Source organism: Palleronia rufa, from assembly GCF_000743715.1.
Lineage (GTDB): Bacteria > Pseudomonadota > Alphaproteobacteria > Rhodobacterales > Rhodobacteraceae > Palleronia > Palleronia rufa.
Genome location: NZ_JQEY01000006.1, coordinates 34,651 through 58,127 on the forward strand (window position 1 = coordinate 34,651; position 23,477 = coordinate 58,127).

At 67.0% G+C, this 23,477-nt stretch carries 17 protein-coding genes and 4 pseudogenes; 9 read left to right on the forward strand and 12 right to left on the reverse strand.

Features of this window, described 5'->3' with window-relative positions; all coding sequences use genetic code 11:
- The first annotated feature begins 2 nt into the window (after positions 1-2).
- Positions 3-1,511 carry a YifB family Mg chelatase-like AAA ATPase gene (locus tag KW83_RS09760; protein WP_036177962.1) on the forward strand — a complete coding sequence of 503 codons (1,509 nt, stop codon included), beginning with the start codon at positions 3-5 and terminating at the stop codon, positions 1,509-1,511.
- 672 nt (positions 1,512-2,183) lie between these two features.
- Here KW83_RS09760 and gshB read toward each other — a convergent pair.
- From gshB to rsmI, 3 genes are all read right to left on the reverse strand, one after another.
- Positions 2,184-3,119, reverse strand: coding sequence for a glutathione synthase (gene gshB, locus KW83_RS09765; RefSeq protein ID WP_036178205.1), 936 nt, complete (start codon positions 3,117-3,119; stop codon positions 2,184-2,186).
- A gap of 82 nt (positions 3,120-3,201) precedes the next feature.
- Positions 3,202-3,705, reverse strand: a complete 504-nt coding sequence (locus KW83_RS21750; RefSeq protein WP_081904550.1) for a YraN family protein — start codon at positions 3,703-3,705, stop codon at positions 3,202-3,204.
- A 2-nt stretch (positions 3,706-3,707) separates the two neighbouring features.
- Entirely contained in the window at positions 3,708-4,550 is an 843-nt protein-coding gene (gene rsmI / locus KW83_RS09775) for a 16S rRNA (cytidine(1402)-2'-O)-methyltransferase (protein WP_036177964.1), read from the reverse strand.
- Positions 4,551-4,628: 78 nt separating this feature from the next.
- Here rsmI and KW83_RS09780 point away from each other — a divergent pair, with 78 nt between their 5' ends.
- The 5 genes and pseudogenes from KW83_RS09780 to KW83_RS20940 all read left to right on the forward strand — a co-directional run bounded on the left by KW83_RS09780 (position 4,629) and on the right by KW83_RS20940 (position 9,508).
- The gene (locus KW83_RS09780) at positions 4,629-5,804 is read left to right on the forward strand and encodes a penicillin-binding protein activator (protein WP_036177966.1); all 1,176 of its coding nucleotides are present in this window, start codon (positions 4,629-4,631) and stop codon (positions 5,802-5,804) included.
- Positions 5,764-8,577 carry a [protein-PII] uridylyltransferase gene (locus tag KW83_RS09785; protein WP_036177968.1) on the forward strand — a complete coding sequence of 938 codons (2,814 nt, stop codon included), beginning with the start codon at positions 5,764-5,766 and terminating at the stop codon, positions 8,575-8,577. The genes KW83_RS09780 and KW83_RS09785 overlap by 41 nt, the downstream gene beginning before the upstream one ends.
- Before the next feature lie 17 nt (positions 8,578-8,594).
- Positions 8,595-8,969, forward strand: coding sequence for a diacylglycerol kinase (locus KW83_RS09790; RefSeq protein ID WP_036177970.1), 375 nt, complete (start codon positions 8,595-8,597; stop codon positions 8,967-8,969).
- A 189-nt stretch (positions 8,970-9,158) separates the two neighbouring features.
- Positions 9,159-9,385, forward strand: a pseudogene (locus tag KW83_RS21450) (hypothetical protein); the annotation flags it as partial.
- Positions 9,359-9,508, forward strand: a complete 150-nt coding sequence (locus KW83_RS20940; RefSeq protein ID WP_161785478.1) for a hypothetical protein — start codon at positions 9,359-9,361, stop codon at positions 9,506-9,508. The pseudogene KW83_RS21450 and the gene KW83_RS20940, both read left to right, overlap by 27 nt.
- Before the next feature lie 46 nt (positions 9,509-9,554).
- On the opposite strand, the pseudogene KW83_RS19880 reads toward KW83_RS20940, so the two are convergent.
- Positions 9,555-10,444, reverse strand: a pseudogene (locus KW83_RS19880) (integrase core domain-containing protein); the annotation flags it as partial.
- Positions 10,445-11,198: 754 nt separating this feature from the next.
- On the opposite strand from KW83_RS19880, the gene KW83_RS09800 reads away from it, so the two are divergent.
- Together KW83_RS09800 and ettA are read left to right on the forward strand one after the other, a co-directional pair.
- Positions 11,199-12,236, forward strand: coding sequence for a succinylglutamate desuccinylase/aspartoacylase family protein (locus KW83_RS09800; RefSeq protein ID WP_036177972.1), 1,038 nt, complete (start codon positions 11,199-11,201; stop codon positions 12,234-12,236).
- A gap of 67 nt (positions 12,237-12,303) precedes the next feature.
- Positions 12,304-13,959, forward strand: a complete 1,656-nt coding sequence (ettA, locus tag KW83_RS09805; RefSeq protein ID WP_036177974.1) for an energy-dependent translational throttle protein EttA — start codon at positions 12,304-12,306, stop codon at positions 13,957-13,959.
- A 232-nt stretch (positions 13,960-14,191) separates the two neighbouring features.
- Here the strand turns inward: ettA and KW83_RS19885 are convergent.
- A pseudogene (locus KW83_RS19885) lies at positions 14,192-15,120 on the reverse strand (IS630 family transposase); the annotation flags it as partial.
- Between the two features lie 125 nt (positions 15,121-15,245).
- Here KW83_RS19885 and KW83_RS21455 point away from each other — a divergent pair.
- Positions 15,246-15,520, forward strand: a pseudogene (locus KW83_RS21455) (IS3 family transposase); the annotation flags it as partial.
- A gap of 204 nt (positions 15,521-15,724) precedes the next feature.
- On the opposite strand, the gene KW83_RS09815 reads toward KW83_RS21455, so the two are convergent.
- From KW83_RS09815 to rfbF, 7 genes are read right to left on the reverse strand one after another with little or no spacing between them, the layout of a single operon-like run.
- On the reverse strand, positions 15,725-16,714 hold the full coding sequence (locus KW83_RS09815) for a glycosyltransferase family 2 protein (RefSeq protein WP_051928414.1): 990 nt from the start codon (positions 16,712-16,714) through the stop codon (positions 15,725-15,727).
- A complete protein-coding gene (locus tag KW83_RS09820) occupies positions 16,714-17,664 on the reverse strand; it encodes an NAD-dependent epimerase/dehydratase family protein (RefSeq protein WP_036177976.1) in 951 nt (316 codons plus the stop codon). Before KW83_RS09820 ends, KW83_RS09815 begins: the two co-directional genes overlap by 1 nt.
- A 3-nt stretch (positions 17,665-17,667) precedes the next feature.
- Positions 17,668-19,035, reverse strand: coding sequence for a class I SAM-dependent methyltransferase (locus tag KW83_RS09825; protein ID WP_081904551.1), 1,368 nt, complete (start codon positions 19,033-19,035; stop codon positions 17,668-17,670).
- Between the two features lie 28 nt (positions 19,036-19,063).
- A complete protein-coding gene (locus KW83_RS09830; RefSeq protein WP_036177978.1) occupies positions 19,064-20,227 on the reverse strand; it encodes an acyltransferase family protein in 1,164 nt (387 codons plus the stop codon).
- Positions 20,227-21,471 carry a DegT/DnrJ/EryC1/StrS family aminotransferase gene (locus KW83_RS09835; RefSeq protein ID WP_235191402.1) on the reverse strand — a complete coding sequence of 415 codons (1,245 nt, stop codon included), beginning with the start codon at positions 21,469-21,471 and terminating at the stop codon, positions 20,227-20,229. Before KW83_RS09835 ends, KW83_RS09830 begins: the two co-directional genes overlap by 1 nt.
- Positions 21,468-22,544, reverse strand: a complete 1,077-nt coding sequence (gene rfbG / locus KW83_RS09840) for a CDP-glucose 4,6-dehydratase (RefSeq protein ID WP_036177980.1) — start codon at positions 22,542-22,544, stop codon at positions 21,468-21,470. The genes KW83_RS09835 and rfbG overlap by 4 nt, the downstream gene beginning before the upstream one ends.
- Positions 22,541-23,344 (reverse strand): glucose-1-phosphate cytidylyltransferase, encoded by an 804-nt coding sequence (gene rfbF / locus KW83_RS09845; RefSeq protein WP_036177982.1) that lies wholly within the window; start codon positions 23,342-23,344, stop codon positions 22,541-22,543. Before rfbF ends, rfbG begins: the two co-directional genes overlap by 4 nt.
- Positions 23,345-23,477 lie beyond the last annotated feature (133 nt).

The window sequence follows — 23,477 nt, forward strand, 5'->3', positions numbered from 1 at the left end:
CCATGATCGCGCGCGCCTACTCCGTGGCCTTCGAAGGCATCGAGACCCGAGAGGTCGAGGTCCAGTGCGCCCTCAGCCCGGGCGTTCCGGCCTTTTCCATCGTCGGCCTGCCCGACAAGGCGGTGAACGAGGCGCGCGACAGGATCCGCGCGGCCCTCCAGTCGCTCTCCATCGCCCTGCCGTCGCGGCGGATCACGGTGAACCTGTCGCCGGCGGGCCTGCCGAAGGAGGGCGCACATTTCGACCTGCCAATCGCCCTGGCGCTCCTGGCCGCCATCGACATCCTGCCGCGCGACGCGGTGGAGGGCATGACCGCGATGGGCGAGCTCTCGCTCGACGGGGCGCTGGTGCCGGTGGTCGGCGCGCTGCCGGCCGCGATGCATGCCGCCGGCCACGGCCGCGCGCTGATCTGCCCCAAGGGCTCGGGGGCAGAGGCCGCGTGGGTCGCGGACGCCACGGTGCTGGCGCCCGACAGCCTGGAGCGCGCCATCGCCCATATCACCGGCCGCTGCCTGCTGACCCCGGCGGAGCCCGGAGAGGTCACGACCGGCGGCAGCGGTGCCGATCTGATCGACGTGCGCGGTCAGGACCGCGCCAAACGCGCGCTCGAAATCTCTGCGGCCGGACGGCACCACCTGATCCTGGTGGGTCCTCCGGGGGCGGGAAAGTCCATGCTCGCCCGGCGCCTGCCCGGACTTCTGCCGCAGTTGTCGCCGCGGGAGGCGCTCGACACCTCGATGATCCACTCGCTCGCCGGGCTGATCGACGAGGGGGGGCTGACCCGCACGCGCCCCTTCCAGGAGCCGCATCACACCGCCTCCATGCCGGCCATCGTCGGCGGCGGGAAGGGCGCCAAGCCCGGCCAGATCAGCCTGGCTCACAACGGGGTGCTCTTCATGGACGAATTCCCCGAATTCGCCCGCCCGGTGCTGGAGACCCTGCGCCAGCCGGTCGAAAGCGGAGAGGTCGTCATCGCCCGCGCCAACGCCCATGTGCGCTATCCCTGCCGATTCCTGCTGGTGGCCGCGGCCAATCCGTGCCGCTGCGGCCATCTGGCGGATGCGGCGCGCGCCTGCAGCCGCGCGCCGCAGTGCGGCGACGACTATCTGGGCCGGATCTCGGGTCCGCTGATGGACCGGTTCGACCTCAGGGTAGAGATCCCGCCGGTCGGCGTCGCCGATCTCGACATGGCACCGTCGGGAGAGACCTCCGCCGCCGTCGCGCTGCGCGTGGCCGCCGCCCGCCGCGTCCAGGCCGCCCGCTATGCCGACGCACCCGGGGTGGACACCAACGCCGACGCGGCGAACGGCCTCCTCGATTCCGTGGCCGCCCCCGATGCCGAAGGCAAGGCGCTGCTGCTCAAGGCCGCCGACCGGTTCCGGCTTTCCGCGCGCGGCTATCACCGCATCCTGCGCGTGGCCCGCACCATCGCCGATCTCGATGCCTCCGACCGGGTCGAGAGCGACCACATCGCAGAGGCCCTGTCCTACCGGCTGTGTTCGTTCAACTAGGGCGTGTTGACCGGCCTGATGGGTGTCGCGGCGGTGGAGATGGATGTGCCGAAGCTGTCGCCTGTCGTGCAGCGGCGCGTGGCGATGGCCCGGTATTCCTTCACCTTTCCCAAGGAGTTTTCGATCGGATGCCACCGTTTTCAGGGGTATCGGTCGAATTCGTCCGGGAGATCCCGGCGCCGGTCAGCGCATCGCGCCGCCGATTCGCGTCGAATACGCGATCCGCGAGGAACCGGCCATGGGACAGCCCGCCGAAACAGGGCTGCCACGCAGGTCATCGAGCTGAGGTCGATCATATCGCCGAGCGCGCCGGTCAGAGCCGTGGTGGTCATGCCGCCGCGAGAACGTCCGGTGGCCCGGTTCCGGCCCCCCTTTTTGCACCCTCAGCGTGAACCGAATTCCGTCTTCCGGACTCCGCCAGTGGATCGCGCCATGGGCAGCCGGTCTGGGCACTCCAGAGCACGACCTGCGCGAAAACCGGGGAGCAGGGGATCGGCGGCGGCGCGTGGATGGGTCGCGCCGGCCTAGCCGGCTCTCGGTCGCGACAGACGGGACCGGCGACCGACATCGGTCCAGGATCTCGGCTGGGATCCCATGTCAGATCCGGATAGCCGCTCGTATCGTCGAAGTGAGGCGCCGGGGCGTCCGGACCCTGTGCGGCGACGCCTGCGGTCACCGCAGACGACCGTCGATGGCGTCCCATATCCGGCCTGCGATGTCGGTCCCGGCGAATCGCTCCATCTCCTGGATGCCCGTTGGCGAGGTCAGGTTGATCTCGGTCAGGAACCCGCCGATCACGTCGATCCCGACGAAAACCTGGCCCTTCTCTCGCAGGAGCGGGCCGATGGCCGCGCAGATCTCGCGGTCGCGCTCGGTCAGACGCGCCGGTTCCGCCCGCCCGCCCACATGCATGTTCGAGCGGGTCTCACCGGCCTGCGGCACACGGTTGATCGCGCCCGCCGGCTCTCCGTCCACCAGGATCACCCGCTTGTCGCCCGCCGATACCGCGGGCAGGAACTTCTGTGCGATCAGCGGCTCCCGGTTGATGCCGGCGAAGAGCTCGTGGAGGGACGCGAGGTTGCCGTCGCCTTCCTTCAGCCGGAAGACGCCCGCGCCGCCGTTGCCGTAGAGCGGCTTGACGATGATGTCGCCATGCGCGGCCTTGAAGGCGCGCAGCTGCGCCAGGTCGCGGGCGATGAGCGTGGGCGGGATAAGGTCCGGAAACTGCAGCACGAGCAGCTTTTCGGGGTAGTTCCGCACCCAGAAGGGGTCGTTGACCACCAGCGTCGTCCCGGAAAGCCGGTCGAGGAGATGGGTGCTGGTGATGTAGCCCATGTCGAACGGCGGATCCTGACGCAGCCAGACGACATCGGCCTGGGACAGGTCCATCTCGCGCCGGTCGCCCAGGATCGCGTGACCGCCCCGGACCCGCCGCACCTCCAGATCCCGCACAAGCGCCACCACCCGGCCGTCCTTCCAGGCCAGCGTGTCGGGCGTATAGACAAGAAGACGGTGACCGCGGGCCTGTGCCGCCTCGGCCAGCCGAAAACTGCTGTCGGCATCGATGTCGACGGCCTCGATCGGGTCCATCTGGAAGGCAACGGTCAGGGCCATCTGGGTCTCCTCGGCAAGCCACGCCCCTTCTGTGGACCGCGGTCCGCAAAGGAGCAAGCGGCCCGACCGCCCCGGATCAGAGGAATGCGTTGGCGATGACCGAGATCAGACCGCAGCCATCGACCAGCGCGATGTCGAACCGCGCCGGCGTCAGGCTTCCCGCCGGTTCATCGCCCAGGAATTCCTCACCTGCCGCAAAGAGCCGGGCGGTCTGCCGTCGGGACAGCCGCTCGATCGCCCGGTCGTGGGTCGCCCCTCTCTTGACCTCGACGAAGACGACCTCCGGACCGTCCCGGAACACCAGGTCGATCTCACCCGACCGGCCGCGCCAGCGCCGCGCGGCGAGCGACAGACCCCGGTCCGCATAGTGGCGCTCGACCTGCGATTCGGCAGCCAGGCCGCCCCAATGGGCCGTCGCGCCGCCGGCCGCCCGGCCGCTGGAGGGCCCACCGCGGCGTTCGGAGCCGGGCTTGCGAACGCCGCCCCCGGCGCGCCCCGTCACGCGCTCCAGAACGGCGACGCCGCCGGATTGCGTTCCGAAATCGAAGGCGCGCTGGCGCGGATCCGGGGCGTGCCGCATCCTCATCCCTCCCGTCCCAGCCTCAGGGCAATCTGGTAGACATCGCGCCGCGCGGCGCCCGTCGCTTCCGACACCATCTTCGCCGCGTCCTTCACGCTCAACTCCTTCAACGCCTCCCCCAGGGCGGAGGCGATCGCGTCCTCTCCGGGCACCTCCCGGTCGCGGTCGATGACCAGCACGATCTCCCCCCTGGGCGGATCCAGTTCCGCCCCCGACAGTAGCTCGGACAGGCGCCCCTGGCGAACCTCTTCGAACCGTTTCGTTAATTCCCGGCACAGCGCCGCCTCCCGGTCTCCCAGCACTGACAGAATTTGCCTAAGGCTTTGCGAACATCTCTGCGGCGCCTCGAAGAACACCAGCGTCGCTGGCACGCGCGCGAGCTCCCCGAGGACCCGCCGCCGCGCCCCCGATCCCGGCGGCAGGAACCCCGCGAACAGGAACCGGTCGGTCGGCAGGCCCGAGAGGCTCAGCGCGGCCAGCGCGGCCGACGGGCCGGGCGCGGCGGTCACCGCATGGCCCGCGCCCCGCGCGGCGCGGCCCAGCGCATAGCCCGGATCGGCCACCATCGGCGTCCCGGCGTCGGAGGCGTAGGCCACCGACTGCCCCTCTTCCAGCGCCTGCAGGATCCGGGGCCGCATCCGCGCGCCGTTGTGGTCGTGATAGGCCAGCACCCGGCGCCCGTTCAGCGCCACGCCGTGGATCTCCATCAGCCGGCGCAGGGTCCGCGTGTCCTCGGCCACCAGCAGATCCGCGGTGCCCAGGATGTCGAGCGCCCGCAAGGTGATGTCGCGCGCCGCGCCGATCGGCGTCGCCACCAGATAGAGTCCCGGAGCCAGACCGCTCATGGGCCGGCTTTCGATTTACACGGCAGACGCGCTTGCATAGAACCGGACCAGTCCAGACATCACATGAGGGGTCGTGCGATGATCGCCCGTCTCGGTTCCATCCGCAAGCAGACCCGCCGCGCCGCCATCGCGGGCCTGCTGTTCCTCGCCGCGTGCGGGCCTCTGCCGATCGTGTCGGGCGGCGCCGGCGGGCCGCGAATCGATCCGTCGCAACCGGTCACCGTGGCGCTTCTGGTGCCCAAGAGCGACGGCAGCGCCGCCGGCGTGGCGCGCGGAATCGAGAACGCCGCCCGCCTGGCCGCCAATTCGCTGGACGGGGCCACGCTGGATCTGCGGGTCTACGACACCGCCGGCACGCCGACCGGCGCCTCCGCCGCCGCCACCCGGGCGCTGGACGACGGCGCGCAGATCATCCTGGGGCCGCTCTACAGCCAGTCGATCAGCGCCGTCAGCCCCGTGGTCGCGAACCGGAACGTCAACGTCCTGGCCTTTTCCAACAATCCCGCCGTCGCCGGCGGCAACGTCTTCGTCCTGGGCCAGACCTTCCAGGACGTGGCGCGGCGGCTGACCCGGTTCGCCCGCGCCGAGGGCCGCCGCTCGGTCGCCATCGTCCACGCCCAGGACGTCGCCGGCACGGCCGGGCGCGACGCCATCGCGGCGGCCGCGCGCTCCGCCGGGCTGCGCGTCGCCACCGTCCAGGGCTACCCCCTCTCCCAGCGCGGGATCCAGGACGCCGGGCCCCGCATCGGCCAGGCCGTCACCGCCTCCGGCGCCGACACGGTGTTCCTGACCGCCAATGTGGACAGCGACCTGCCGCTCATCGCCGAGACGCTGCCCGCCAACGGCGTCAGCCCGTCGCAGGTGCGCTACCTGGGCCTGACCCGCTGGAACGCCCTGCCCCGCGCGCTGACCCTGGCGGGGCTGCAGGGCGGGCTCTTCACCCTGCCGGACCGCGGCGCCACGGCCGCGTTCGAGCGCCGCTACGCCGCCGCCTACGGCAATCAGCCCCACCCGCTGGCGGGGCTCGGCTTCGACGCGGTGCAGGCGGTCGGATCGCTGATCGCCCAGGGACGGCGCGATGCGCTCTCGGCCGGGGCGCTGACCCAGCGCGCGGGCTTCCGCGGCGCCTACGGCGCCTTCCGCCTGCGTCCCGACGGCACCAACGACCGGGCGCTCGCCGTAGCGCAGGTCCAGAACAACCAGGTCGTCATCCTTGACCCAGCGCCCCAAGGTTTCGGCGCCGCCGGCTTCTAGGCCGGTCGGACCCGACGACCGCCACCGCCTGCCGCCGGAACTCATCGTCCCGGCGGCAGAGCTCTTCGACACGGACGCCATCCGCACCGCCATCGGCGACCGGATCGCCCGGGGCGGCCGCGACACCGTACGCGATGCCGCCGTGGCGATCCTGCGCCGGGCCAGACAGGACGGCCGCGCCGCCATCGCCGCGGCCTTCGCGGCGCATCCGCGCGACTCCCGCGCGACCGTGTCGGCCTATTCCTGGCTCACCGACCGCTTGATAGAGACCGTGTTCGACACGGTGACCGCGCATCTCCACCCCTGCCCCACCCCGACCGAGGGCGAGCGTCTGGCGGTCTTCGCCGTCGGCGGCTACGGGCGGGCCGAGATGGCGCCGTTCTCGGACGTCGACCTGCTGTTCCTGACCCCGTGGAAGCTGACCGGCTGGGCCGAGAGCGTGATCGAATCCATGCTCTACATCCTGTGGGACCTGAAGCTGAAGGTCGGCCAGTCCAGCCGTACCGTGCGCGATTGCATCCATCTCGGCCGCCAGGACTATACCATCCGCACGGCGCTGCTGGAGCATCGCTTCCTCTGCGGCCACGCCGGGCTGGCGACCGACCTGCACACCGCGCTCTGGACCGACCTCTTCGCGGGATCGGAGGCCGATTTCATCGCCGCCAAGCTCGATGAGCGCACCGCGCGCCACGCCAAGCAGGGCGGCCAGCGCTACATGGTCGAGCCCAACGTGAAAGAGGGCAAGGGCGGTCTGCGCGACCTGCAGACGCTGTTCTGGATCGCCAAATACGTGAACCACGTGCGCGACGTGGCCGACCTGGTGGACAAGGGCACCTACAGCCGGGACGAGTTCGACGGTTTCGTGCGGGCCGAAAGCTTCCTTCTGGCGGTGCGGTGCCACATGCACCTAGCGGCCGGGCGCGCCATGGACCAGCTGACCTTCGATCTGCAGGTCGAAGTGGCGGAGCGGATGGGCTACGCGGACGGCAAGGGCCGCCGCGCGGTCGAGCATTTCATGCAGGACTATTTCCGCCATGCCACCCGCGTGGGGGAGCTGACGCGGATCCTGCTCAGCGCCCTGGAGGCCGACCACAAGAAGGAGGCCCCGTCGCTCACCGGGCTGTTCCGCCGCCGCCGCCGCACCCGTCCCGGCTACGCGATCAAGCAGAACCGGCTGACCTTCGCCGACGCCGGAGCCGCACTCTCGGACCGGCTGAACCTGATCCGCATCTTCGACGAGGCGCTCAGGATCGGCACGTTGCTCCATCCCGACGCCATGCGCCTGATCGCCGCCAACCTGCACCTGATCGACGACGAGGTCCGGCGCGACCCGGAGGCCATCCGCATCTTCTTCGACCTGCTTCTCAAGCACGGCAATCCGGGCCGCGCGCTCAGACGGATGAACGAGCTTGGGGTGCTCTCGGCCTTCGTTCCGGAATTCGAGCCGATCGTGGCGATGATGCAGTTCAACATGTACCATCACTACACGGTGGACGAACACACCATCCAGTGCATCGTCACCCTGTCCCGCATCGAACGCGGCGAGCTTGCCGACGAATTGCCCGCCGCCACCCGCATCGCCGGAAAGGGCCTGCCGCGGCGGGTTCTCTATGTCGCGCTGTTGCTCCACGACATCGGCAAGGGCCGGGACGAGGATCACGCCGTCCTGGGCGCCCGCATCGCACGCAAGGTCTGCCCGCGGATGGGGATGAACCGCGCCGATACCGAAACGGTGGAGTGGCTGGTGCGCTATCACCTGCTGATGTCGGACATGGCCCAGAAGCGCGACCTGAGCGATCCGCGCACGATCCGCGACTTCGCCAAGGCGGTGCGGACCCGCAAGCGGCTGGACCTGCTGACGCTGCTGACCGTCTGCGACATCCGCGGCGTCGGGCCCGGCACCTGGAACGGCTGGAAGGCGCAGCTTCTGCGCACCCTCTACGACGAGACGGCGGCGGCGCTGGAGAACGGGCTGGAGGCGCTCAACCGCGAGAGCCGCGGCAACGAGGCCAAGCGCCGGTTGCGCCAGGCGCTGCCCGACTGGGAGGCCCGCGACCTGCGCACCGAGACGGGACGCCACTACCCGCCCTACTGGCAGGGCCTGGGCACCGAGGCGCATGTCACCTTCGCGCATCTGCTGCGCCGGATCGACAACGGCAACGTCCATCTCGACATCGAGGATGACGAGGACCGGGACGCGACCCGGATCTGCTTTGCCATGGTCGACCATCCGGGCATCTTCTCGCGGCTGGCCGGCGCGCTGGCGCTGGTCGGCGCCAATGTGGTAGACGCGCGGACCTACACCTCAAAGGACGGCTATGCCACGGCCGTGTTCTGGGTCCAGGACGGCGACGGCCATCCCTACGATCCCTACCGGATCCCGCGCCTGAAGGGGATGATCGACAAGACCCTGAAGGGAGAGGTCATCGCCCGCGACGCCATGGAAAGCCGCGACAAGATCAAGAAGCGCGAGCGCGACTTCCGCGTGCCCACCAACATCGCCTTCGACAACGACGGCTCCGAGATCTACACCATCATCGAGGTCGACACCCGGGACCGTCCCGGCCTGCTGCACGACCTGACGCGGGTGCTGGCGGGGGCCAATATCTCGATCGCCTCGGCGGTGATCGCGACCTACGGCGCCCAGGTGGTGGACACGTTCTACGTCAAGGACATGTTCGGGCTGAAGATCTATTCCGAGGCCAAGCAGAGGGCGCTGGACCGCAAGCTGCGCGAGGCCATCGACAGCGGCGCCCGCCGCGCCCGCACCTGACGCCCGGGAGACGCGACATGGCCCCGCCCCCGCCCACCGGATTGCGCCGCCTGGCCGCCGCGTTCGGCCATTCCCTGGACGGGCTCGCCGACATCTGGCGCAGCGAGGCGGCGTTCCGTCTGGAGGCGATCTGCCTGGCCGCCAGCCTGCCCGCCGCCGGCTGGCTGGGAGAGACGCCGCGCCACGCAGCCACGCTGATCGGATCGGTGCTGCTGATCATGATCGTCGAGGTTCTGAACTCGGCCATCGAGGCGACCGTGGACCGGATCGGCCCGGAGCGCCACGACCTGTCGCGCCGCGCCAAGGACCTGGGTTCCCTGGCGGTCCTTCTCGCCGTGGTGCTGGCGGCGCTGCTGTGGCTCGCCGCCCTGCTGAGCCACGTGCGCGCCTGACAGGCCGGACGGCACCCGGCAGCGGGCCGGGGGCGAGGGGCCAGCCCCTCGCGCTCCCCGGGATATTTGGGGAAAGATGAAGGGGGCGGGACGGGTCGTGATGCGGTGGAGCGCGCGCGCCTGCGATATCGCTTGTGCGAAACACGGTCGAAGGGCTTTGCCTTACAGACACCGTGCCGGATTCGTCTCTTGGTCCAGCGCAACCGGTATGCGCAGACCGCAACCCCGACACGGAGGACCAAGTCCCGGCCGGCCGACAATCCGGCGCTCAAACGCAGGGGCTTGCCAAAGATCTGGTTCGACCCCGGGATGACCAGGGGGATGCGCCGGGCGGCAGGCGTGGCCGACAGCAAATCAACAGCGATGCCGCGATCCAGACGTGCCTTTCGATGAAGATGCTGGTCGGCATCGCGCTCACCAGCGCCGACGTGGCCGCCTTCGGCAGCGCGCCAGACACCGCGGCGTGGCGCGGCCTTGCGCCGCGAGCCGTAATCCGGCTGCGGGAAAGAATGGCTTGGGCCGATCTCCAGAGCAGGTGACCTGCCCCCCGCCGGTCCGCCGGTCATAGGGAGAGTTTGCGGGGATGGGATTGGTTGTCGGACCGGTGGTGTCGGGCAAGCGCGGGGGCGCGGCGCCGTCGAATTGCCCAAGCGCCCGGCGCTGAGAGCGGCGTCCGGTGTGCGGCCTGACGGCAGTGTCGCCGGTGCGCCGGAGGGCCCGTTTTCGCCGGGCATCGTCCGGGGTGTCGAAGAGTTCCTCGTTCGGCAGCTCGCCGCGCAGGCTGCCGTTGAATGACACGATAAGGGCATTCTGCTGCGGCTTGCCGTGGTCGATGTCGTGCCGTGGGACCGCGTTCCGATCGGCCCGTTGCAGAATGGCCCGGCTCGTCGCCACCGTTCCGTTGTCGCCGACACTGCAAGAGGGTTTCGCGCCGATCCGCACCAGCGCGTCCGGCGCGCGGGCGACACGGGCGCCCTGGTGCCGGCGATCAGGCCCGGTTCTCGCGGCAGCAATCGTCGATCACCGCGAGAATGCGGACCTTGCGAGAGGCGCCGAAGCTGACCGGCAGGCAGTCGAGCGGTTAGCGGGCATCGGGATGCGCCGCCCGTGGCATCGGCGTGCGCGTGCCCGAAGCCCGCTTGCGGCCACCTCGTCGCTTCACCGACAGCCCGTCCTCGCGGGAGAGCCGATACAGCTTGTCGTGGTCGATGATCCAGAAAAAGGCCGATCCGGCGGTAGCCGAATCGGCGCCGCTTGGCGCGTGAGCTCGGCATTTCCATCCGCCGGCGCCTTCAGCGTCGCGGCCCGGGACAGGTCCATGCCGCCATGCCCGGCTTTCGGCTTGCAGACTGTCGCGGGGCCAGCCCGTGACGGCGACAGACGCCGGCATCTGGCATCCCGGCGTGCTGCTCCGTGATCGTCCCGATGATCCGCGCCTCCGCGAAGCGGCTCCTTCGCGGTTGAGCGGACGCCACATCGGACTGAGGGATCTGGTGGGGGGGCAGACGATCGGTATCCGTGCAGACAGCTCTATCTGGGCGCAACGGCCGAGGTCAGGGCGCGGCGAGACGACAGGCCGGGCGCCGGACCGGCTCGACCGGATGCCCGTCCGCCAGCCCGTCAGGGTCTTGGCCATCGCCTTGGCGAACCGGACGATCCGGGCACCGATCGGGCGGGGCGACCGCTACCGACCGTCGCAGCCCGAGAAAACCGGTGGCGTCCAGGCCCGTCGCGCACCGGTGGACCCGGAGATGGTGCGGCGCAACGCGAGGGGATGGCACAGGCACGGCCGGGACGCCGCAGCACGACGAAAGGGCGATCCACCCCCCGACCGCGATCCGGAACGCCTCTCCGTCCGGAAGATGGGCGGTCATGTGCCAGCCCGGCTCTTCGGGCGCAACACACCTCCGTCAAGTCAGGACGACCCTTCCACCGGCGCCTGCCGTCCCCTGCGGATCGCGCGACAGGCACCGGTGATCGCCTTTCGACCCCGTGCCGCTACACCGCCGCCTGCATCACCGCGCCGCTTTGCCCGCGGGCTGTGACCGGACCCCGGGGGCCTCCTCCACAAGAGGTTTTCCGGCACGGGCCTGCCCAATCACACCCTCCCGCTTTGGGCCGCATCCGAAAAACCTTCATCGAAGCTGACCATTCGCGTCCGATTCCGGTCCGCGTGCCCTGCCCGCAGTTTCCCCTCGCCCCGCGCACAACTTTGCCTATAACCACTCCATGCCCCGCGCCCCGTTCCAGATCGGCGGACACGAGATCGCCGCCGGTACGCGCCGGACGGTGGATCTGCCCGTCTCCGTGCTCTCTGACCACACGCCGGTCAACATGTCCGTCCATGTGGTCCACGGACGCCGCGACGGGCCGACGCTGTTCGTCTCGGCCGCCGTCCACGGGGATGAGATCATCGGCGTCGAGATCGCCCGCCGGCTCATGCACGCGCCTCAGACCGATGCGATCCGCGGCACGCTGCTGGTCGTGCCCATCGTCAACGCCTTCGGATTCCTCAACCATTCCCGGTATATGCCCGACCGGCGCGACCTCAACCGCTGCTTTCCGGGATCCGAGCGCGGCTCTCTCGCGGCCCGGCTCGCGCATATCTTCATGACCGAGATCGTGGCCCGCTCGGATTTCGGCATCGACCTGCATTCCGCCGCGATCCACCGCTCGAACCTGCCGCAGATCCGCGTCTCGGCCTCCGCGCGGCGCACGCTGGACCTGGCCACCGCCTTCGGCGCGCCGCTGGTCATCCGCGCCCGCCTGCGCGACGGCTCGCTGCGCGCCGCGGCGCGCGAGAAAGGCGTCGACATCCTGCTCTTCGAGGCCGGCGAGGCGCTGCGCTTCGACGAGATGTCGGCGCGCATCGGCGCCTCCGGCTGCCTGCGCGTGATGCGCGCGCTCGACATGATCCCGGCCAAGCGCCTGCCCCGCCGCGCCTCCTCTCCGGTCGTGGTCACCGCGTCCTCATGGTTGCGCGCCCCGGCCGGCGGGCTGCTGCGGCTGTTCCGCGACGTGGGCGAGCATGTGGAGGCCGGCCAGATCCTGGCCATCGTCGCGGACCCGTTCGGCACCACCGAAACAGAGATCGCGGCGCCGGCGACCGGCGTCATCATGGGCCGCGCCACCATGCCCGTGGTCAACGAGGGCGACGCCGTCTATCACATCGCCGACGTGCCCGTGGACGACGCGGAGGACCGTCTGACCCAGCTTGCCGCCGATCTGGAAGCCGACCCGATGTTCGACGAGGACGAGATCCTCTAGTCCCGCCTTCCGAACCGCCGCCATATGCCCTAGATGGGTGCAAATTCCCCCACGAAGGACCGCGCGCATGGCCGCTTACAAATTCGTCTACCACATGGACGGCGTGTCCAAGACCATTCCCGGCGGCAAGAAGCTGTTCGAGAACATCCGCCTGAACTTCCTGCCCGGCGTGAAGATCGGCGTCGTCGGCGCCAACGGCGCGGGCAAGTCCACGCTGCTCAAGATCATGGCCGGCATGGACAAGGATTTCGCCGGCGAGGCCTGGGCGGCCGAGGGCGCGCGCGTGGGCTATCTGGCGCAGGAGCCGGAGCTGGACGAGGCGCTGGACGTGCGCGGCAACGTGATGATGGGCGTCGCCGCCAAGCAGGCCAAGCTCGACCGGTTCAACGAGCTGGCCATGAACTATTCCGACGAGACCGCCGAGGAGATGGCCGCCCTCCAGGACCAGATCGACGCCGAGAACCTCTGGGACCTCGACACCGAGATCGACATCGCCATGGAGGCGCTGCGCTGCCCGCCCGACGACGCGCCCGTGGACACGCTGTCGGGCGGCGAGAAGCGGCGCGTGGCCCTCTGCCGGCTGCTGCTGGAACAGCCCGACATGCTGCTCCTGGACGAGCCGACCAACCACCTGGACGCAGAGACCATCGCCTGGCTCCAGCAGCACCTGATCGACTACAAGGGCACCATCCTGATCGTCACCCACGACCGCTATTTCCTCGATGAGATCACCGGCTGGATCCTGGAGCTCGACCGCGGATCGGGCATTCCCTATGAGGGCAACTATTCCGCCTGGGTCGAGCAGAAGGCCAAGCGGCTGGAGCAGGAGGCGCGCGAGGACAAGGCCAAGCAGCGCACCCTGTCCCGCGAACTCGACTGGATGCGCCAGGGCGCCAAGGCGCGGCAGGCCAAGTCCAAGGCCCGGATCCAGGCCTATGAGAAGATGGCCGGCCAAAGCGTCAAGGAGCGGCTCGGCAAGGCGCAGATCATCATCCCCAACGGCGAGCGGCTGGGCGGCAAGGTGATCGAGGTCGAGGGGCTGAAGATCGTCAAGGGCGACAAGCTCCTGGTGGACGGGCTCGACTTCTCCCTGCCCCCCGGCGGCATCGTCGGCGTGATCGGCCCCAACGGCGCGGGCAAGACCTCGCTCTTCCGCGCGCTCACGGGGCAGGACGAACCGGACGCGGGCAAGATCGAGTACGGCGCGACGGTCCAGCTGTCCTACGTGGACCAGTCCCGCGACGCGCTGACGCCGGGTGCCACCGTGTGGGAAGAAATCTCGGGCGGCGCCGAACTCATCGACCTGGGCGATGCAGAGATGAACTCCCGCGCCTACTGCGGCGCGTTCAACTTCAAGGGCGTGGCCCAGCAGAAGAAGGTCGGCCTCCTGTCGGGCGGCGAACGCAACCGCGTCCATATGGCGAAGCTGCTGAAATCCGGCGGCAATGTCCTGCTGCTGGACGAGCCGACCAACGACCTGGACGTGGAAACCCTGCGCGCGCTGGAAGACGCCCTGGAGGATTTCGCCGGCTGCGCCGTCATCATCTCCCACGACCGCTTCTTCCTGGACCGCCTCTGCACCCACATCCTCGCCTTCGAGGGGAACAGCCACGTGGAATGGTTCGAAGGCAACTTCGAGGCCTACGAGGAAGACAAGGTCCGCCGCCTCGGAGAGGACGCCGCGAAGCCGACGCGGGTGAAGCACAAGAAGTTTGCGAGGTGAATCTGCAAATTTCTCTCTCAAATTGTACTTGACGAGACAACGCTTTTGCCACTCAATTCCTGCGTGTATGCCGATTTACAAAGGACTAAAATGAAAACTACTTGGATTGCACCACTTTTATACGTGACGATAATCTCTGGCTGCTCAACGATGAGCGATATAGACAACGGTCTTGAAGTCTTAAGAGGGCAGCCTGTAGACAGATTAGAGCATGATGAGATAAGCTTGAAGCGTATCCAGTATTGGCGAGGTAGTTCGCGCACTCCTGTGGGCTGAAGCGGTCGAGCAGTGTCCCGATCCTGCGCCACGTTGCCTCCATTGTGCGCTCGGCTGCGTTGCGGAGCATGTGTTTGAGCTTCGAGAAGACCTGTTCAATCGGGTTCAGGTCGGGGCTGTAGGGCGGCAGAAAAAGTAGATGCGCTTTCGCGTTACGGATCGCCTGCCGCACGGCTTGCCCTTTGTGGCTGCCCAGATTGTCCATAACCACCACATCGCCCGGGCGCAGGGTTGGGACGAGCACGTGCGCGACATAAGCCCGGAACGCTTCGCCGTTGACGGGACCGTCCAAAACAAAGGGCGCGTCGATCCGATCATGACGCAGCGCTGCGATAAAGGTCATGGTGCGCCAGTGACCATGCGGGGCCCGCCCGATCAGGCGTTCACCTCTGGGAGCCCAGCCGCGCAGCGGGGCCATGTTGGTCTTGGCCCAGGTTTCATCAATGAACACGAGACGACGGGGGTCGATCCGGCCCTGGTGCCGCTTCCAGCGCACACGGCGGCGGCTCACGTCGGGGCGGTTCTGCTCCTCGGCGAGTTGGGTCTTTTTTTGAACGAGTAGCCCGTGCGGCGCACGAAGGCCCAGACGGTGCGGTAGTCGACCTTGAGCCCGCGCTCGGCCAGTTCCACCACCAGTCCGCGCAGTGTGAACGGCTCCGTTATCCGCTCCAGAAGCCACGCCTCATGCCCGCCTGCAATCTTGCGTGGCGGGTGGCCGCCTGTCCCTGCCGGAGCGCAACTCCCGGTCGCACGCAAACGCTGCGACCACTTCACAACACTGGACGGAGCCACATCCAGGGCCGCTGCGACCTGACGCACGCTCTCGCCCCCCAACAGCCGCGCCATTGCCCTCTCTCGAAGGTCCATTGAAAGTGCTCTACCCACTACTCGCCCTCCATCTTGTGGTCGGCAACAGTGAATCACCAAAATGCAGGCCTGTGAATCCTCTATCGATTCAGGCTGATTTCATCCCGCTCTAAAAGCTTTGTGCAACAGAGCCCCGCTAACCGCTCGACTGCCTGCCGGTCAGCTTCGGCGCCTCTCGCAAGGTCCGCATTCTCGCGGTGATCGACGATTGCTGCCGCGAGAACCGGGCCTGATCGCCGGCACCAGGGCGCCCGTGTCGCCCGCGCGCCGGACGCGCTGGTGCGGATCGGCGCGAAACCTTCTCGCAGGGTCCGCGACAACGGAGGCGACGAGCCGGGCCATTCTGCAACGGGCCGATCGGAACGCGGTTTTCTGGCGCGATATCGACCACGGTAAGCCGCAGCAGAATGCCTCTATCGCTTGCCCGAAACGACCAGTCCAACGACCAATCTCAAACCCGCAAACTCTCGCTATCACCCAGAGACCGGCGGGGAGCAGGTCATCTCATACGCGGATCCGGTATATGCCTTACACTGTCCGCTCGCTGGTGACCTGACCACCCCCGTTCCGGTGGGGGGAAGGCCCGGCTGGAGGAGCGTCCGACGGGGCGACGGACGAATCGTCACTCGGCCGGCAGACGGTCGGCCCTTTTACTGCGAGTGGGACCGGCATGGGTGCCGTTGAGTTCCGCCTCTACGATAGGGCGGTTCATCCGCTTCGATTGCTGGAAGATCCGCCCGACATACTCGCCGATGATGCCCATGAACATCGCGTTGAGCGTTATGGACATCAGCAGCAGAATCGTCGTGGTCGCGAAACCGGCCGGCCAGTCTTGGCCCAGCAGGAGCTTGCCGAAAAGGTAGCCGATCAGCAGGACGAAGGTCACGGTGCCGACGGTGAGGCTTGTCAGCGTCGCGATCCGCAATGGCACGAGCGAGTGGTTCACGATTCCGTCGATCGCCAGAGACATCATGGCCCGAAACGGAAATTTGCTGACCCCCGCCACCCGGGCGTCGCGGTCGTATTCGAAACCGGTCTGTTTAAAGCCCATTGCGCTGATCAGACCCCGCAGGTAGGGCGTGCTGTCCTGCAGATCCGCAAGTTGGTCAAGGATACGGCGATCGACCAGCCGGAATTCACCGACATTCTGGGGCAGATCGTCCTCACTCAGCCGGTCGATTACCGCATAGAAACTGCGCCGCAACATGGTGACGACGGGCCCGTCCGGCAGACCCCTGCGAATTCCGAAGACGACGGCGTTGCCGTCTTGCCAACTCTTCAGCATTCGCGGAATCAATTCCGGCGGATCCTGCAGATCGGCGTCGAGCTGGACCGCACAGTCGCCTGTCGCAGCCTGATACGCCATCAGGAGCGACCTTTGGTAGCCGCAGTTGCGCGACCACCGAAACACACGCACCCGCGGATCGGTTTTGGCCAACGTGGATAATAGCGCGAATGTCTGATCGGTGGAGTGATTGTCCGCGAAGATCAGCTCCAGCTCATGCTCTGGCAGGGCCTCGAAGACATTCGCGATGCGGCCGTAGGCGCGCATCACATTGTCTTCTTCGTTGTAAACGGGGACGATGACTGTCACCTTCGTGGTCTCAAGCATCAGACGTGTCCTCCTCCGATTACGGCAAGTCGCGGCTTGCGGCGCTCTACGGCCAGGGTTCTGGAGATGCCCTCGCGCAGCGTCAATGCCGGCTGCCATCCAAGCCTGTCGCGCAGGCGCTGGTTGTTGGCGATCAGGATGCTGGGCGAGCCCGCAGGCGTCCCGTAGCGGACCAGCCCCGGATCGGCGCCGGTCAGGTCCAGCACCGTTTCCGCGAGGTCGCGCATCGTCGGTGCGATCCCGGTCGACAGGTTGATGAGGCCAGGGCGGCCCGCGATCTTGCGCAGACCAGCAACGACATCGTCCACGTGGATCAGATCGCGACGATCGTCCGGACATTGGATCGTCACCGTCCGGCCGGCAGGAAGATCCTCCATGAGCCGTGCCGCAAGGAAGGCGGTTGACTGGCCGGGGCCGTAGGTCAGGGCCAGCCGGGCGGTGGCGGCAGGAAAAGGCAGGTTCGAGGCCATCGCCTGAAGATAGAACGTTCCGGCAAGCAAGGCGGAGCCGTAGGCCGCATTGGGTGCGGCGGTGTCTTCTTCGGAGAAACTTCCGTTTCTGGAGCCATATTCCGCGATGCTGCCGGCACGTACAAAGCCGCTTGGCGGCCGTTCAGATGATGCGGCGGCGGCGGCGACGTTGACCAAAGGCCGCAGATCGCCGTCGATGCTTGCAACCCAGTCGCCCATATCCACCTGTGGCAGCCGGCGTGTCGTGGCTGCCAGATGGAAAACCAGATCGACAGGGCGGTCGTGGAACACCGCGTTCAGTGCGTCCCGGTCGTTGAGGTCCAGACGCAGGACGGTCAGAAGGGCACTGCGTTCTTCGACGGACGGCCGCATGGCGTCGGGACGGGCCAGCACGACGACTTCGTGACCGGACCCAAGGTAGGATGCGGTGAGATGACGGCCGATGAACCCATCGCCGCCGGTAATCAGAATGCGCGCCATGACCTAGATAAGCCGCGGTTTGGGCAGTGGCACCAGAAACTGCCCGCCCAGGCTGCGAAACGCAGCCTGCTGTTCGATGATTTCGTCGAGAAGGTTCCAGGCTAGGATCAACATGACATCCGGTTTCTTTTCGGCAAGGACGTCCATCGGGTAGACCGGTATCAATGTGCCCGGGGTCAGCATGTTCTGCTTCGAGGGATCCGGGTCGACCAGGAAATCAATCCTGTCCGCCCCCAGATCGAAATAGTTGAGAAGCGTGTTGCCCCTTGCCGGCGCGCCGTAGCCGACGACAGTCTTTCCGTCCGCGCGGAGGGCATCGATCATGCGTACCAGGTCGTTCCTGGCCGTATGCACGCGGGCGGAGAAGGCCTCCCATGTCACGCGTCCGGTCAGTCCGGCGGCCGCCTCGGCATCGAGGACTGCGGTCACGGCGGCGGAGGGCTGCTCTCCGGTATCCGTCCGGCGAATGTGGACCCGCATGGAGCCGCCATGGACGGGCAGGAGCTGCACATCGACGATGTCCATATCCGTAGCGGCAACAAGCTTTCTTATCGACAGCAGGCTCAGCTCCGACACACGCTCATGACACAGGGTATCGAACTGGTTGCCCTGAAGGATCTTCGCGCACCACGGCACTTCGATCACCAGGGTCCCGTCGTCGGCAAGCAAGATCGCCACGGCGCGCATGAAAGCGTGCAGATCGCCGATGTGATTGAATGCACTGGCGGTCATGACCAACATGGCCCGGCCATGCGTCTCTGCGATGCGGCGGGCGCTGACGTCCGTCAGGGCGGTTTGCAGCACCTCGACAGCGGGCGCGCCCCACGGCGCAGCGCCATCGGTTGCAATGTCATGACCGAGCGTCCGCGCGCCCGACCGGTTCGCGGCAGAGAGTATCAGGACTTCGTTGTATCCGATCTCGACAACGGGGCCGTGGCCCGCCCCCGCGTCCGTGTTCAGCGCCAGAGTTTCGAGACGATCTTTCGTTGCGGGGTTGTCGGACGGGGCGCAGGAGGTGCGCTCGCAGATGGTTTCGGGGATCCGGCCGGCGACCTGCACCAGACCGCACGACAGGCAGACGTTCGCATCGAGCGGAAAGACGGCTTGGGGCTCCTGCGCCCTTTCCGGGCTGACGAACGCGGTCGCGGGGGGATGAAGTCCCATCGGCAGGAACAAGAACAGATCCTTCGACCCGCAGCAGCGACAGCGAACCAGCAGGTCCGGCCGAGAGATCCCTATGGCATTCGGCTTCAGGAACACAAAAACATCTCCCGATAGATGACCTTGGCACTCTGGCCGGTTACGGGGGCACTCGAAAAACGCGCACTGGGCTGGGGACGGGGATGCCGTGCGGATCCGCGGACCGCGCATGGCCTGTCGACCTTCGGGTCGACTCCGATCACACGCTAGCTTTCGGCGTAGAAGTCAGGACCGTGCTCTGTGCGACCCCTTCGAAAGGGACCTTCTGCGCGGCGTCGTCACGGTTTTCCGGTGCAAAGACCCGCCGCTTGAAAACCGCGTTGTAAGGCCAGGTCTCGACCCAGACATGGATAAAATGTGTCGCGACGATGGTCAGGACGATCACGGGCGGGAAGAACAGCAGCCCGGACACGAGGATGTTGTCCGTGAACAGGCCCAGTTTCTGAAAGACCAACCGGGTCGCCAGGTAGGTGTAGGGATGCACCAGGTAGAGGCTGTAGCTGACCGTACCGATATAGAGCAGCGGACGCATGGTCATGATATGGCTGGTCAAGCTTGAGGACCGGACCGCGAAGAAGAAATAGAGCGCTGTGGACAGGATCGTGGCCCAAGCGATGGGATTTCTCATTTCCTCATGGACGTAGGCGAAGTGGCCCTGGGAGGCGATGAACACGAGGAGTACGAAGGCCGCGGCTTCCATCATGCGGGACGACCTCAACGGCAGGCAGAAGCCACGATCGTAGGCCGTTCGGACCAAAAGGCCGAACAAGAAGTACAGGGTCGCCGGATAGATGACCGCGAAGGCCAAGGCGGCGACGATCGCGACAGCGCCGACGAAACTGTTCGGGCGCTTGATCGTGAAGAGAATCACCATGGCGGTCAGCAGGTAGAAGAATGCCTCGAACGTCAGGCTCCAGGCGTTCGGGGCCAGTTGCACGGTCGGGGTGAAGAGGTCCATGAAGGTGAGCGCGGCGAAGATCGCGAGCAGATTGTTGTTCTCTGGCATCTCCATCGTGATGGCATTCAGGACGACGAACACGATCGTCATGAAGAAAAACAGCGGGTAGATCCGAAAGAAACGCCGTGACGCGAATTCCTTGAGATCGTAGCGCATCACGCTGGGCAGGATCACGAACCCGCTTATGGTGAAGAAGAAATAGACCCCATAGGTGCCGAAATTCCAGAACGGCTCGCTTGCATTCACGAACCCCGTCCGGTCGGCGTAGGCATGCTCGCGCAAACCGTTGAGGGTATGCGCAAGGAACACCATCATTGCGGCGAGGCCGCGCAATCCATGGACCGCATAGTTGAACTCCCGCGATCCGGACGACGCCGGATCGGAGGACTGTGCCGATCGTGACATCAAAAGTCCCTCGCGAAATCGTTGAATGTGGCGTGCATGTGATCCAGGTGCTTCTGCTCAAGACCGTGATGGCAGGCGAGCAGGATGCCGCCGCGCATGACGTCATCGGCCATCGGATACCCTTCGTCGCGGGTGCGTGAGGTGACCTTGGCCATGGCGGGCTGGCGCAGGATGTTGCCGGTGAAGACGGGACGCGTCTGGATATTGGCGCTTTCCAGGGCCATCTGCATCTGCTTGCGCGTGAACGGGGCGTCCTTACGGATGGTCAGCGGGAAGGCAAGCCAGCCGGTCCGCGATCCGGGCAGCTGCTCCGGCATGATGAACCAGTCCTTGTACTCTGCAAAGAACGCCGCCTGCGCCGCGAAGTTCTTTTCGCGCTCGGAGATGTTGGTGTCGAGCTTGGAGAGCTGCACAAGACCGAAGGCCGCGCCGATCTCGGACGGCTCCAGGTTGTAGCCCAGCTCCTCGAACAGGAACTTGGCGTCGTAATCGTAGCCGCCCAGCTGGATGCCGAACCGGTTCTCCGCGGTCTCGCTGTCCGCGAACAGCGACGATGTCCGCCCCCAGGAGCGCAGCAGCAGCGCCTTTCGTGCCAGCGCGTCGTCGCGGACGCAGAGCATCCCGCCGTTCCCGGCGCAGTTGATGACGTGGCTGCCGTAGAAGCTGGTCGTGGAGATGTCGGAATAGACGCCGGTCGAAATGCCGTCGATCGTGGCGCCCAGGGTATCGGCGCTGTCTTCGATCAGCAGCAGGTCGTGACGGTCCGCGATCTGGCGCAGCTTGCGCCAGTCCGGCAGGTTTCCGATCAGAGAGGGGATCATCATCGCGCGCGTCTTGGGCCCGATCATTTCCTCGACCGCATCGACGTCGATGTTGTACGTGCCGGGCGCGCAATCGACGAAGACCGGCACCAGCCCGTTTCGGACGATGGGCGCGACGGTGGTCGCGAAGGTCAGCGCGGGCGTCAGCACCTCGTCGCCCGGCTGGAGACCCAGGATCTCCATCGCAATGTAGTTGGCCGATGAGCCTGAGTTGACCATGATCCCGTGGGCCTTGTCGAAGAGCTTCGACACGCCGGCTTCCATCTTGCGCACGTTGCGGCCCATCTGGGTAGAGGTCCGAAGGGTCTCGACCACCGCGGCGATCTCTTCCTCGCCATGCACAGTCTGTCCGTAGTTCACGCGCAGTGGCGCGGCCCCAGCCGTCGTGCCCTCTACGCCGGTCCGTTGATCGATACGGGTCATGCCGCCGCTCCTTCGTATGTGGATATCTGGTGGTCGCTGACATCGCGCATGTCCTCACCGCGTGCCTGCGCGACGTACCACGCCGCGGTGATGTCGAGCGTGCGCTCCAGCGCCAGCCTGGGCCGCCAACCCAGCCGGCTCGCCGCCTTGGTGCTGTCGAGTCGCAGGACGCCGGCCTCATGCGGCGCGTCGTTGGACTGCGCCAGCGAGAGGCGCGGGGAGCCCTGCCCAGGCCAGCGGTCGCAGAGCATCTGGCAGACATGGCCCACGTCGGCCACGCCGCCAGGATCGGGACCGAAGTTCCAGCCATCGGCAAGCTGGTCCGCCTCCGGTCCCAACATTCCGGCCGCGAGGGTCAGATACCCGCCCAAGGGCTCCAGTACATGCTGCCATGGACGGATGCTGCGCGGGTTGCGGATCGCCAGTTCGGTATCGCCGAATGCCGCGCGCATGAAATCCGGGATCAGACGGTCCTCTGACCAGTCGCCGCCGCCGATGACGTTGCCGGCACGTACCGATGCGATCCGCGGACCATCCGGCGCCTGAAAGAACGACGCGCGCCAGGACGCCGTCAGAAGCTCCGTGCAGCCCTTGGAGGCGGAGTAGGGATCCTTGCCGCCCATGGGGTCGCATTCGCGGTATCCCCAGACCCACTCGCGGTTGTCGTAGCACTTGTCGCTGGTGACCACGATCGCCGCGCGAAGCGACGGCATCCGCCGCGCGGCCTCCAGCACGTGGGCGGTCCCCATGACGTTGGTCGCGAAGGTGCCGACGGGATCGGCGTAGGATGCGCGCACCAGCGGCTGGGCGGCCATGTGGATCACCACATCCGCGTCCACGTCCCCGATCGCGGCGGTGAGGGCGGCAGGATCGCGGATGTCGGCGAACCGGCTGTCCACCAGGTCGTCCAGCCGCGCCGCGGTCCAGATGCCGTTCGGCTGGTCCGGCGGCAGCGCCACGCCCGTGACGCGCGCACCGAGACGTGCCAGCCAGAGAGCCAGCCAAGCGCCCTTGAAACCGGTATGCCCGGTCAGCAGCACATGCCGTCCGCTGAGGGCCGACAAGGTCGTCACTTGACCATTTCCATCCTGGAGGGCGGTACGGTCGCCCAGGGCGGCGTGCCCTCTTCGCAGAGGGTGTCGAGAAAAGTCCGGTCACGGATCGTGTCCATCGGATGCCAGAAGCCGTAGTGCTTGAACGCCATCAACTGACCGTCCTTGGCGATATTGGTCAGCGGCACCTGTTCCAGCGGATCGTCGTCGCCGGGGATGTAGTCAAGCACGCCGGGCTCGAACACGAAGAAGCCGCCGTTGATCCAGGTCTCATGCTTGCGCACCTTCTCCGTGAATTCGTTCACGCGGCCCGAATCGTCATCGGCGAGCTCCAGGTTGCCGAATCGCGCCGGCGGCTGAACGGCCGTGACCGTCGCCAGCTTGCCGTGGCTGCGGTGGAACGCCAGAAGCGCGTCGATGTCGATATTCCCGACCCCGTCCGAATAGGTCACCATGAACGTGTCGTCGCCGATCCAGTCGCGAAGGCGCTTGAGACGTCCGCCGGTCATGGTCTTGGCGCCCGTGTCCACGACCGAGATCTTCCAGTCCCGCTCTGCCACGGGCGTCAGATCGCAGGTGCCCAGCGCGGGAGAAACCGTGATGTCATTCGTCACCAGGTGGAAATTCGAGAAGTACTGCTTGAGCAGAATCGACTTGTAGCCGGCCGCGACGATGAAATCCGAATATCCGAACTGGTTGTAGATATCCATCACGTGGACGATGATCGGCTTGCCGCCGACATCGACCATCGGCTTGGGAATCCGAACCGTCTCCTCGGCAAGGCGGGATCCGAGTCCCCCGGCGAGCAATACGACCTTCATGCAGACGTCCTCCGTTTCTGGACCGGCCCACCCGGCACCCGGGGCTGCAATCAGGTGTAGCGGAGACGCGTCGGGAATGAATGCCCTATGAGGGCCGTATTCGTCCCTCAAAAGGTGTATTCGGAGAGCAAAT

Bases quoted from the DNA above. Each gene is read 5' to 3' on its own strand.
- KW83_RS09800 (WP_036177972.1), top strand. From the start codon at position 11,199: ATGCCCCGCGCCCCGTTCCAGATCGGCGGACACGAGATCGCCGCCGGT.
- KW83_RS09830 (WP_036177978.1), bottom strand. From the start codon at position 20,227: ATGTCACGATCGGCACAGTCCTCCGATCCGGCGTCGTCCGGATCGCGG.
- KW83_RS09820 (WP_036177976.1), bottom strand. From the start codon at position 17,664: ATGGCGCGCATTCTGATTACCGGCGGCGATGGGTTCATCGGCCGTCAT.
- rfbF (WP_036177982.1), bottom strand. From the start codon at position 23,344: ATGAAGGTCGTATTGCTCGCCGGGGGACTCGGATCCCGCCTTGCCGAG.
- rsmI (WP_036177964.1), bottom strand. From the start codon at position 4,550: ATGAGCGGTCTGGCTCCGGGACTCTATCTGGTGGCGACGCCGATCGGC.
- KW83_RS09780 (WP_036177966.1), top strand. From the start codon at position 4,629: ATGATCGCCCGTCTCGGTTCCATCCGCAAGCAGACCCGCCGCGCCGCC.
- KW83_RS09790 (WP_036177970.1), top strand. From the start codon at position 8,595: ATGGCCCCGCCCCCGCCCACCGGATTGCGCCGCCTGGCCGCCGCGTTC.
- KW83_RS20940 (WP_161785478.1), top strand. From the start codon at position 9,359: ATGAAGATGCTGGTCGGCATCGCGCTCACCAGCGCCGACGTGGCCGCC.
- ettA (WP_036177974.1), top strand. From the start codon at position 12,304: ATGGCCGCTTACAAATTCGTCTACCACATGGACGGCGTGTCCAAGACC.
- KW83_RS09815 (WP_051928414.1), bottom strand. From the start codon at position 16,714: ATGCTTGAGACCACGAAGGTGACAGTCATCGTCCCCGTTTACAACGAA.
- KW83_RS09825 (WP_081904551.1), bottom strand. From the start codon at position 19,035: ATGCGCGGTCCGCGGATCCGCACGGCATCCCCGTCCCCAGCCCAGTGC.
- KW83_RS09835 (WP_235191402.1), bottom strand. From the start codon at position 21,471: ATGACCCGTATCGATCAACGGACCGGCGTAGAGGGCACGACGGCTGGG.
- KW83_RS21750 (WP_081904550.1), bottom strand. From the start codon at position 3,705: ATGCGGCACGCCCCGGATCCGCGCCAGCGCGCCTTCGATTTCGGAACG.
- KW83_RS09760 (WP_036177962.1), top strand. From the start codon at position 3: ATGATCGCGCGCGCCTACTCCGTGGCCTTCGAAGGCATCGAGACCCGA.